The organism is Subtercola sp. Z020 (genome assembly GCF_002931235.1).
Taxonomy (GTDB): Bacteria; Actinomycetota; Actinomycetes; order Actinomycetales; family Microbacteriaceae; genus Subtercola.
In genome coordinates this window covers 20,285-30,396 of the sequence record NZ_PSTT01000044.1, presented here as the reverse complement: position 1 = coordinate 30,396, position 10,112 = coordinate 20,285, and the positions used below count along the sequence as shown (strand labels likewise).

The following is a 10,112-nucleotide window of genomic DNA, read 5'->3' as shown; positions in this document are numbered from 1 at the left end:
GGTGGGGTCAGGTGTCTATGCGGTCCTTCGACATGGTGTCGCTGCCGGCGATGATGAACTCCTTGCGGGGGGCGACCTCGTCACCCATGAGCAGCTCGAACGTGCGCTCGGCGGCGGCCGCGTCATCCACCCGCACCCGGCGGAGCGAGCGACGAGCCTTGTCCATCGTCGTCAACGCGAGCTGGTCGGCGTCCATCTCGCCGAGCCCCTTGTAGCGCTGGATCGGGTCCTGGTACTTCTTGTTGCTCTTCTTCAGGCCCGCGAGCACACCGTTCAGCTCCGCCTCGGAGTACGTGTAGATCGTCTCGTTCGGCTTCGTACCCGGGTTCATCACCACGACGCGGTGCAGGGGCGGCACTGCGGCGAACACCCGGCCCGCGTCGATCATCGGGCGCATGTAGCGGAAGAACAGGGTCAGCAGCAGCGTGCGGATGTGCGCGCCGTCGACGTCGGCGTCGCTCATCAGGATGATCTTGCCGTAGCGCGCGGCCGAGAGGTCGAAGGTGCGGCCCGACCCCGCCCCGATCACCTGGATCATCGACGCGCACTCCGCGTTCGAGAGCATGTCGCTCACCGAGGCCTTCTGCACGTTCAGGATCTTGCCGCGGATGGGCAAAAGCGCCTGGAACTCGCTGTTGCGCGCCTGCTTCGCCGTGCCGAGAGCGGAGTCGCCCTCGACGATGAACAGCTCGCTGCCCGAGACGTCGCTCGACCGGCAGTCGACGAGCTTCGCGGGCAGCGACGAGCTCTCGAGGGCGTTCTTTCGGCGCTGGGTCTCTTTGTGGGCGCGGGCGGAGATGCGCGACTTCATCTCGGCGACCACCTTGTCGAGAACGAGCGCCGTCTGCGTCTTGTCGTCGCGCTTGGGGGAGGAGAAGCGCTCGGTCAGCGTCTTGGTCACGACGTTCGTCACGATGCCCCGCACCGAGGGAGTGCCGAGGATCTCCTTGGTCTGGCCCTCGAACTGCGGCTCAGGCAGGCGCACGGTGAGCACCGCTGTCAGGCCGGCGAGCACGTCTTCCTTGTCGAGCTTGTCGTTGCCGACCTTCAGTCGTCGGGCATTGTCTTCGACCGTCTTGCGGAGGAAGCGCAGCAGCCCGGCCTCGAAGCCGGCCAGGTGCGTTCCGCCCTTCGGAGTCGAGATGATGTTGACGAACGTCTTGACCTCCGTCTCGTACCCCGTTCCCCACCGCAGGGCGATGTCGACGGTGCAGTCGCGGGTCAGCTCGGTCGGAACCATGGCGCCCGCGTCGCTCAGCACGGGAACGGTCTCGGTGAAGGTGCCCGACCCCTCCAGTCGCCAGGTCGAGGTGAGCGGGGCATCCGGCGCCAGGAAGTCGACGAACTCGGCGAGGCCGCCGTCGTAGCGGAACGACTCGTGCAGGGGCACCTCGCCCCGGTTGTCGGTGATGTCGAGCGCGAGGCCCGAGACGAGGAACGCCGTCTGGCGCGCCCGGTCAACGAGTTCGGAGGTCTGGAACTGCGTCGACTCCGTGAAGATCTGCGGATCGGCCCAGTACCGGATGCGGGTGCCGGTCACGCCGCGCTTCACCTTGCCGACCACACGCAGCTCGCTCTGGTTCTCGAACGGCGTGAAGGCCGCGGAGGGCGAGGGGTGGGCCGGGTCGGCGTCGGCGAAGTTGCCGGGCTCGCCGCGGTGGAACGACATCGCGTAGGTCTTGCCGTCGCGGTCGACCTCCACGTCGAGCCGCTCGCTCAGCGCGTTCACCACCGACGCCCCGACTCCGTGCAGACCGCCCGAGGCGGCGTACGAGCCCGAGCCGAACTTGCCGCCGGCGTGGAGTTTGGTGAAGACCACCTCGACCCCGCTCAGGCCCGTGCGGGGTTCGATGTCGACGGGGATGCCGCGGGCCCGGTCACGCACCTCGACGCTGTTGTCGGGGTGCAGGATGATCGAGATCTCGGTGCCGAACCCGCCGAGCGCCTCGTCGACCGAGTTGTCGATGATCTCCCAGAGGCAGTGCATGAGCCCTTTGGGGCCGGTGGACCCGATGTACATGCCGGGGCGCTTCCGCACAGCCTCGAGACCCTCCAGTACCGACAGGTGCCTGGCCGAGTAGTCGGACGATGCCAAGGGTGCTCCTAGCTGGGATGTGTCTGGGGATACGGGTCGGGGGGAACCTCTGCGGTTCCACCGACTTAGCCTAGTTAGGTCCACCGTCATTGACCTCGGTGACACACAGCTGGGCCTCCTCCGCTACGCGCAGAGCGAAACACAGCCGAATGTGTCATCGCGGGAACATACTCATGCTTGTATGGGTTTTACAGATTGTCTGAGGTATCGACCCGTGAGGAGCCAGAAGATGCAATCAATTGCAACAGAGACCAGCGTGGTAGGCGATCTGGAAGCGAACCGTCAGCTGACGGGTGCAGACCGCTGCGACAGCTGCGGCGCCCAGGCCTACATCCGTGTTGAGATGAACAGCGGAGACCTTCTCTTCTGCGCCCACCACGGCCGTGAGGTGCACGCCAAACTCTTCCCCATCGCCAAGAGCTGGCACGACGAGTCAGACCGACTCCTCGAACAGCGCTAGTCGCGACACACTGAAGCGGCCCCGGTCGCATCCTGGTTCAGGATGCACCGGGGCCGCTTCTCTGTGCGGGTCAGGCGAGCGTGGCGGCGAAGCCGATGGAGTCGACGGGGGCCGCGAGAGGGGTGCCCGACGCATCCCTCTTTGCGCCCGGATCGGGCAGTGAGCGCACGGCGCCGTCGGAGCCGACCGCCAGCGCGGGCGCCGGCCCCACCCAGGCGAGCTGCAGGGCATCCTCGCCGCGGAGGAAGCGGTGCGCACGAACACCGCCGGTGCCGCGGCCCTTCGACGGGAACTCCCCGAACTCCGAGACCTTCGCCGAACCCGCATCGGTGCCGGGAAGGGTGCCCGAGCTGGTTGCGACGGTCGCCACCACGATGCGGGGGGCGGATCCCTCGGCGAGCTCTCCCTCGATCGCTTCGGCCTGCTGCTGAACGGCAGCATCGACCGCGCTGAAGGCGATGACACTGGCCCCCGTGCTCAGGCTGATGCCGGCCATGCCCCCGGCGAGCCGGCCCTGCGGGCGTACGGCGGAGCTCGGATAGTGCAGCAGCTGGGCATCCGACGCCACGAACACGAGATTCGCGGTCTCGGGCGCCTGCACGGCGCCGACCACCTCGTCACCGGCTTTCAGCGTGATGAGCTCGAAGTCGGGCTTGTTCGGCCAGTCGCCGGGCGTGACCCGCTTCACCGTTCCGAGCCGCGTGCCGAGGGCGATCGGCTGGTCGGAGGTGAGCGAGACGAGCGCGATGACCCGCTCTCCCCGACCGAGCGTGAGGTAGTCGGCGATGCGCACACCGGCCCCGAGCTGCACCGAGTTCGGTGGTGCCACGGGCAGGTCGAGCACGCTCATCCGCAGCACGCGGCCCGTCGTGGTGACGGCGCCGATCTCGGTGCGCGTGGTGGTGTCGACCACCGAACGCACGGCGTCGTGCTTGCTGCGGCGTGCGGGGGCTCCCGACGGCCGGGGGAGCAGAGCTGCGTCGCCTCCGTCGCTCTCACCGCCGCCCGACACCAGCTCGGCCGGCGTCGGGAGGTCGACGCGCATCGTGCGCCCTGTGGTGGAGAGGAACACGCGGCACGGCACATCCGCCAGCTCGAGGGAGACCTGCTCGCGCCGGGCCGCCGCGGTCGACGCGGGTGCGGGGCGGGCCTCGGTCAGCAGGGTGCGGCGAGGAGTGCCGAGAACGTCGGCCACCTCATCCAACTCCTCGGAGACCGTCTGACGGATCAGGGACCGGTTTGCCAGCAGCGCCTCGAGGTGCTCGATCTCCTTCATCAGCTGGTCGCGTTCGGTCTCGAGTTCGATGCGCGAGAACCGGGTCAGGCGGCGCAGCCGCAGTTCGAGGATGTAGTCGGCCTGCAGGGTGTCGAGGTCGAAGACGCTGATCAGCCGGGTGCGGGCCTGGTCGGTGTCGTCGGAGTTGCGGATGACCTGGATGACCTCGTCGATGTCGAGGATGGCGATCAGCAGCCCGAGCAGCAGGTGCAGCCGCTCGCGTCGCTTCGTCAGCCGGAACTGCGTGCGGCGGGTGGTGACCTGGATGCGATGGTCGACGTAGACCTGCAGGAGCTCCTTCAGGCCGAGGGTCTGCGGGCTGCCGTTCACGAGCGCAACATTGTTGATGTTGAAGGAGTCTTCGAGCGGCGTCTGGCGGTAGAGCTGCTCGAGAACGGCCTCGGGGCTGAACCCGGTCTTGATGCCGATGACGAGTCGCAGGCCGTTGGTGCGGTCGGTCAGATCGGTCACGTCGGAGATGCCCTGCAGCTTCTTCGCGTTGACGCCGTCTTTGATCTTGGAGATGACCTTCTCGGCACCGACCAGGTAGGGCAGCTCCGTGACGACGAGGCCGACCTTGCGGGCGGTAAGGTTCTCGACGCTGACCTTCGCGCGCGTCTTGAAGGCGCCGCGGCCGGTCGCGTAGGCGTCGCGGATGCCGGCCAGCCCGACGATCGTGCCACCGCCGGGCAGGTCGGGGCCGGGAATGAACTGCATCAGGTCGTCGACCGACGCCTCGGGGTGCGTGATCAGGTACCGGGCGCCCGCGACCACCTCGATGAGGTTGTGCGGGGCCATGTTCGTGGCCATGCCCACGGCGATGCCGCTCGCGCCGTTCACCAGCAGGTTGGGGTAGGCGGCAGGCAGAACGTCGGGCTGCACCTCGGTGTTGTCGTAGTTCGGGATGAAGTCGACGACGTCTTCGTCGAGGCCGTCGGTCATCGAGAGCGCCGCGGGCGCCGGGCGCGCTTCGGTGTAGCGGGATGCCGCCGGCCCGTCGTCGAGCGAACCGAAGTTGCCGTGGCCGTCGACGAGGGGGAGCCGCAACGTCCAGCTCTGGGCGAGGCGCACCAGCGCGTCGTAGATGGAGGCGTCGCCGTGCGGGTGCAGCTTGCCCATCACATCGCCGACGACGCGGGCCGATTTGACGTGCCCGCGGTCGGGTCGCAGCCCCATCACGCTCATCTGGTAGATGATGCGGCGCTGCACCGGCTTCAGGCCGTCGCGGGCGTCGGGAAGCGCCCGGGAGTAGATGACCGAGTAGGCGTACTCGAGGAACGACCCCTGCATCTCGCTCGACACATCGATGTCTTCGATGTTCTCCACGATGTCGGCGGCGGGGGGCTCAGGGGTTCTCGGCGTCATACCTGCTGTTTCACGTGCGCTGTCAATAGGATGGGGGGAATGCCCCCCATGCTACCGGCCCTCGATTCGCGGGCTCCGCACCTCGTCGACGTGTTTCCGAGCTGTCTCGCATCGCTCGACGGCAGGGAGAACGTCCTGGGCCTGCCTGCGGCCGAACGGGTTGTCGTCGTTCTGGTCGACGGGCTCGGCGTCTCGTCTCTTCGCGCCCGGAGCGGGCACGCCCGGCACCTGATGGCGGCGCTCACCAGGAAGGGGCGACTCGCGAGCGGCTTTCCCACGACGACGGCTGCGGCGCTCGCCTCCCTCACGACGGGCACGACTCCGGGAACGCACGGCATCGTCGGCTACACCGCCTTCGTGCCCGGGCACGACGTGGTGCTGAACCAGCTGTCGGGCTACGGTCCACAGATGAAGCCGCTGGAGTGGCAGGCGCAGCCCACCGTCTTCGAACAGGCGTCAGCAGAGGGCATCGGATGTTCGGTGATCGGTGCGTCCCGCTACGAGTCGAGCGGCTTCACCGAAGCGGTGCTGCGCGGGGCCGACTTCGTCGTCGGCAAGAGCATCGCCGACCGCTTCGCGGCCGCACGGACTGCGCTCGATGCCGGGGGCCGCCAGCTCGTGTACCTCTATATCCCCGAACTCGACATGGCCTCCCACGCGCACGGTTGGCAGTCCGCCCCGTTCATCTCCGCGCTCGAGTCGGTCGATGCGTCGGTCGCGACCTTCGCAGGTTCGCTGCGGGCGGGGGAAGGGATGCTGCTGACCGCCGACCACGGCATGGTCGACGTTCCGCCGACCTCGCACGTGCTCTTCGACACCGTTCCGGAACTCGTGCAGAACGTGCGGCATGTCGCAGGAGACCCGCGGTGCGTGCAACTGCACCTCGAACCCGGGCTGCCCGATCCGCGCGCGGCCGCGACGGCCCTGGCTGAGGCGTGGCGCTCCGTCGAGGGGGATCGGGCGTGGGTGCTCACGCGCGACGAGGCGATCGACGCGGGGTGGTTCGGGGAGGTGCTGCCGGGCATCCGGGACCGCATCGGCGATGTGCTCGTCGCGGCCCGCAAGAATGTGGCGTACTACGATTCGCGGCGCACGCCCGCGGCGAAGCGCACGATGATCGGGCAGCACGGTTCATGGAGCGACGACGAACTGTTCGTGCCCCTGCTGCGCTTCGGTGCCTACTCCGGCTGAGAAGTCACGATTCCCAACGGTCTTCGCCGTCGACGCGGGTTGCTGTGGGGTGCAGGCCGAGGTGGCGCGCCACGGCCTGGGACGCACGGTGGTCGGGGTGGATGTGCGCCACGAACTGCGTCACGCCGCGGGCGCGCAACCAGTCGACCAAGGCGAGGGCGGCCTCTGTGGCGTAGCCGCGCCCCTGCTGCGAGGTGGCGACAACCCAGGCGACCTCGGCCTGTCCCTCTTCCTCTACCGGCTCGCCCCCGGCGCCGTCTGCCGCACCGGTCACCGTCGCCTGCACGTAACCGAGCGGTTCGCCGGCGAGGTCGGTCACCACCCAGTTGAGCCAGGTCTCAACGCCATCGGGAGAACGCCCGGCGGTCTGGCGCTCGTATCGGGCGGTCAGCTCCGCGATGCTGGGCAGCTCGCCCCCGGTGAACGCATACAGTGCCGGATCGGCGAGCACGCGGCTCATCCCGGGAGCATGCGACACCCGCAGCGGCTGCAGCACGAGCCGGGCGCAGCGGATCTGCTCAGCGATCACCGGGACGCCCTCTCCCGTTCCGGCCCGTTCGCGTGGCGGCGATGGTATGGGCGGCGGGTTCAGCTGAGGTCGTCGTCGCTCCGCGCACCGAAGACGATCTCGTCCCAGCTGGGCATCGAGGCGCGCGTCTTGCGGCGTGACTGAGGGGCGGTCTGGCGCTGCTTGGCGGCCGCCGACGGCTCGGACTCGAGGCCCGCGAGCGGAACATCGGGCGTGGCCGCGCCGTCGGGCGACCCGGAGCCGGCCTGCGCATCAGCGCCGACGGGCGACGCCGGGCCGCCCGGTGCGCTGCCGCTCCCGCCGTCGGCCGGCCGGTCTGACGCGTCGCCGGCGACGGGCTTCAGGTGCGCCACGGGGCGGGTGTCGCCCTGGGGGAGGCCAGACGAGCCACGCGTGAACATGCCCGCGTGCGCCGCGGACGGATGCTCGGAGCGCGAGTCGTCGAACGAGTCGAGCTCGTCGCCGTCGTCGATGAACGAGGCGGATTCGCGCTCACCGCGCCGGCGGCGGAGCGCCTCGAGCAGATCGGCCGTCTCGTTGTGCGTTGCGGGAGCGGGCGTCGCCCGGTTCACCGCCGCAGCCGCCGCGCGGGCGGAGGACTCCTGGTCGGTGCGGGAGGCGGGCCGGGCGAAGGGTGTGGGCTGGGCGATGACGGGCGGAGCGGCGGGCCCGGAGGCAGCGTCCCTGGCGGTGTCGCGCGGGGTCTCGCGAGAGGAGTCGCCCTTCGACACGGAGCGCGAGACGGCTCCCCAGATGGAGCGAGCGGCGGAACCCTCCGAGCGCGGCTTCGTCGCGGCCGCGGCCGCGGGTGCATCGGCGGTGCCGGAGTCGGGGCGCTGCTCCTCCGACTCGGCGACGGCACTCGTGCGATCGGCATCCGCGTCGGCGGAGCCGGGGAAGGCAGGGGAGCCTGAGCCTGAGCCTGAACGTGAGGTCGAACCCGCGTCGGCCCCAGCATCGCCCGGGATCGCGACATCCAACTCGGCCATACCGAGCCCGGTCGTCTCGGCACGCGGAAGCGGGGCGATCGGGGTCGTCTCGTTGCCGTTCAGGTCGACCGCACGGAGACGCGGAATCAGCCCGTCGGAGATCTCGCCGTGCTGCGACAGCGTCACGGCCCCCGAGTTCAGCGGAGTGAGGGAGTGGCGCTTCGCGTCGTACTGCCAGCGCGCGTCGTGGTCGATCTCGCTCGCCGTGAAGGTGAGCTTGACGATCCAGCCCGACTCCTCCTTCCAGCTGGCCCAGCGCAGGTCTGTCGCGCCGAGGCCGGCCAGGCGCTCCTCGATGATCTCCCCGAAGGTCGACGACTGGTCGTCACCGAGGGGGTCGCCCCGCAGCGGGTCGGTGCTCGACGCGACCTTGACGGCGACGCGGAGGGCAGACGAGACGATGTGCAGGCGCTCGGCCACCACGGGCCCCTCGAACCGTTCGACGTACTCGAGCGAGGCGCCCGTCGACCTGGCCACGTCTTCGGCGCTCATGCCGGCCCTGATCTGGGACTGGATCTCGCGGGGCGAGACCTTGATGCCGGGCGCGGTCGACGACGTGCTCTGGCGGAGTCGTGACTGGAGCACCTCGTCGATCGCAACACGGAAGCGTTCACCGGTCTCTGAGGAGACGAGCAACGCCCCGTTCTCGATACCGATGACAGTTAGATCTTGCATGGTTTCAGGCCCCGTCTTGTCTGGAGTTCCCTGCAAGGATGCCATGATGATCGCACCGATCCCGGGAATGTTCGGGGCGTGCCGCAAGTTGCTACGGGCGAGGGGCGAGACCGCCGCCAGGGCGGTTTGCTATTCCCCAGGTAATGATGCAAACTAACGCCGCCGATTTTGTTTCAGCTGGCGTATGAGAAGTGGATAAGCATGGCAACCGATTACGACGCTCCGCGCAAGACCGACGATGATTCAGACTCGATTGAAGCGCTGAAGGAGCGGGTCCCCGACAAGATGTCCGGGGTCGTAGACGTTGACGACGCCGACAATCCCGGTGGCTTCGAACTGCCCGGGGCAGATCTCTCAGACCTCGATCTCGACGTGGTGGTTCTCCCGCCGCAGGCAGACGAGTTCACCTGTGTGAGCTGCTTCCTGGTGAAGCACCGCTCGCAGATCGACCACCAGACGAAGCTCGGGCCCGTCTGCATCGAATGCGAGATGTAAGCAGAAGCGGCGTCTGAAAAACGACACTAGATGAGCTCGTGGTCAGCCCCTTGCAGGGCGGCCACGAGCTCTTGTGGTTTACGGGACGAGATCAGCCAGTAGGGCACCGGGTCGTCGGGATCGAGGATGCTCACCCTGACGACGGGCTGGATCCAGCCGCGGATGCAGAGCCAGGCCCGCGCGTCGAGCTTCTGGCCCCTGGCCATCACGGCCGCCGACCCCGTCAGCGCCTCGGGCGCACCCACGAGGGAGAGCGGGATGCGCGCCTTGCCGGCCACGAGCATCCCGTCGCCCACACTCACCACGGGTGAGAGAACGAGAAGCGTGATGACGCTGCCGCCGTACAGAACGATGGCGCAGAGAATGCCGGCCAGCATGTTGATCGGCGCGAAGACCAGAATGCTGGCAGGGATCAGGAGCACCAGATAGAGGTACACCCGCCCCGAGGGGCTGAGTCTTTCGCGATAGGTCGGCATACCTCTATTCGATCAGAGTTTCGCGGGTGCGATCTGCACTACCCTCGACTCGTGACTGAAACCGTCGAAGTTCTCATCAAGGCTGAGCACATTCCCAGCTATGCCCACCCGGGCGATGCCGGTGCCGACCTGCGTTCGTCGGAGGCCCTGACCCTGGCGCCGGGTGAGCGACGCACCGTGGCCACCGGCGTCTCGATCGCCCTGCCCGACGGGTATGTGGCGTTCGTCGTTCCGCGGAGCGGCCTCGCCAGCAAGCACGGCATCACGATCGTGAACGCTCCGGGCACCGTCGACGCCGGCTATCGCGGGGAGATCAGGGTTGCCCTCCTGAACACTGACACCTCTGTGCCGTACGATATCGCCGTCGGTGACCGAATCGCCCAGCTCGTCATCATGCCGGTGACCCGCGCGGTGTTCGTTCCCGTCGAACACCTCCCGGGCAGCGCCCGGGGCGAAGGCGGCTTCGGCTCGACCGGCTACACCACCCCCTCCCAGGAAGCTGAGTGAACGTGTCAGACAACTCTTCAGGCGCCACCCCCGACGGCAAGCGCGGCCGGGGCC

At 68.5% G+C, this 10,112-nt stretch carries 9 protein-coding genes; 4 read left to right on the top strand and 5 right to left on the bottom strand.

The annotated features are described in order from the left end of the window. Positions 1-7: 7 nt before the first annotated feature. A complete protein-coding gene (locus C5B96_RS06455) occupies positions 8-2,095 on the bottom strand; it encodes a type IIA DNA topoisomerase subunit B (RefSeq protein WP_104244112.1) in 2,088 nt (695 codons plus the stop codon). Between the two features lie 229 nt (positions 2,096-2,324). On the opposite strand from C5B96_RS06455, the gene C5B96_RS06450 reads away from it, so the two are divergent. Further along, positions 2,325-2,555, top strand: a complete 231-nt coding sequence (locus C5B96_RS06450) for a hypothetical protein (protein ID WP_104244120.1) — start codon at positions 2,325-2,327, stop codon at positions 2,553-2,555. A gap of 70 nt (positions 2,556-2,625) precedes the next feature. On the opposite strand, the gene C5B96_RS06445 is transcribed toward C5B96_RS06450, so the two are convergent. Next, positions 2,626-5,196, bottom strand: a complete 2,571-nt coding sequence (locus C5B96_RS06445) for a DNA topoisomerase (ATP-hydrolyzing) subunit A (RefSeq protein WP_104244110.1) — start codon at positions 5,194-5,196, stop codon at positions 2,626-2,628. Between the two features lie 39 nt (positions 5,197-5,235). Between C5B96_RS06445 and C5B96_RS06440 the strand changes: the two genes are divergently transcribed. Beyond that, complete coding sequence (locus tag C5B96_RS06440; RefSeq protein ID WP_104244108.1) at positions 5,236-6,387, top strand: alkaline phosphatase family protein; 1,152 nt, start codon at positions 5,236-5,238, stop codon at positions 6,385-6,387. A 4-nt stretch (positions 6,388-6,391) separates the two neighbouring features. Here the strand turns inward: C5B96_RS06440 and C5B96_RS06435 are convergent, their stop codons facing one another. Together C5B96_RS06435 and sepH are read right to left on the bottom strand one after the other, a co-directional pair. Next, positions 6,392-6,916: a GNAT family N-acetyltransferase gene (locus C5B96_RS06435; RefSeq protein WP_233189039.1), complete on the bottom strand. Its 525-nt coding sequence runs from the start codon at positions 6,914-6,916 to the stop codon at positions 6,392-6,394. Between the two features lie 59 nt (positions 6,917-6,975). After that, entirely contained in the window at positions 6,976-8,580 is a 1,605-nt protein-coding gene (gene sepH, locus C5B96_RS17785; RefSeq protein ID WP_233189038.1) for a septation protein SepH, read from the bottom strand. A gap of 201 nt (positions 8,581-8,781) precedes the next feature. On the opposite strand from sepH, the gene C5B96_RS06425 reads away from it, so the two are divergent. Beyond that, positions 8,782-9,075 (top strand): DUF4193 domain-containing protein, encoded by a 294-nt coding sequence (locus C5B96_RS06425; RefSeq protein WP_104244106.1) that lies wholly within the window; start codon positions 8,782-8,784, stop codon positions 9,073-9,075. Positions 9,076-9,101: 26 nt separating this feature from the next. Here C5B96_RS06425 and C5B96_RS06420 read toward each other — a convergent pair whose 3' ends face one another. Continuing rightward, positions 9,102-9,551 carry a DUF3093 domain-containing protein gene (locus tag C5B96_RS06420; RefSeq protein ID WP_104244104.1) on the bottom strand — a complete coding sequence of 150 codons (450 nt, stop codon included), beginning with the start codon at positions 9,549-9,551 and terminating at the stop codon, positions 9,102-9,104. Positions 9,552-9,602: 51 nt separating this feature from the next. On the opposite strand from C5B96_RS06420, the gene dut reads away from it, so the two are divergent. After that, a complete protein-coding gene (gene dut / locus C5B96_RS06415) occupies positions 9,603-10,058 on the top strand; it encodes a dUTP diphosphatase (protein WP_104244102.1) in 456 nt (151 codons plus the stop codon). Positions 10,059-10,112 lie beyond the last annotated feature (54 nt).

Coding starts and splice junctions, on each gene's coding strand:
- C5B96_RS06450 (WP_104244120.1), top strand. CDS start 2,325: ATGCAATCAATTGCAACAGAGACCAGCGTGGTAGGCGATCTGGAAGCG.
- C5B96_RS06440 (WP_104244108.1), top strand. CDS start 5,236: ATGCCCCCCATGCTACCGGCCCTCGATTCGCGGGCTCCGCACCTCGTC.
- sepH (WP_233189038.1), bottom strand. CDS start 8,580: ATGCAAGATCTAACTGTCATCGGTATCGAGAACGGGGCGTTGCTCGTC.
- C5B96_RS06425 (WP_104244106.1), top strand. CDS start 8,782: ATGGCAACCGATTACGACGCTCCGCGCAAGACCGACGATGATTCAGAC.
- C5B96_RS06420 (WP_104244104.1), bottom strand. CDS start 9,551: ATGCCGACCTATCGCGAAAGACTCAGCCCCTCGGGGCGGGTGTACCTC.
- C5B96_RS06445 (WP_104244110.1), bottom strand. CDS start 5,196: ATGACGCCGAGAACCCCTGAGCCCCCCGCCGCCGACATCGTGGAGAAC.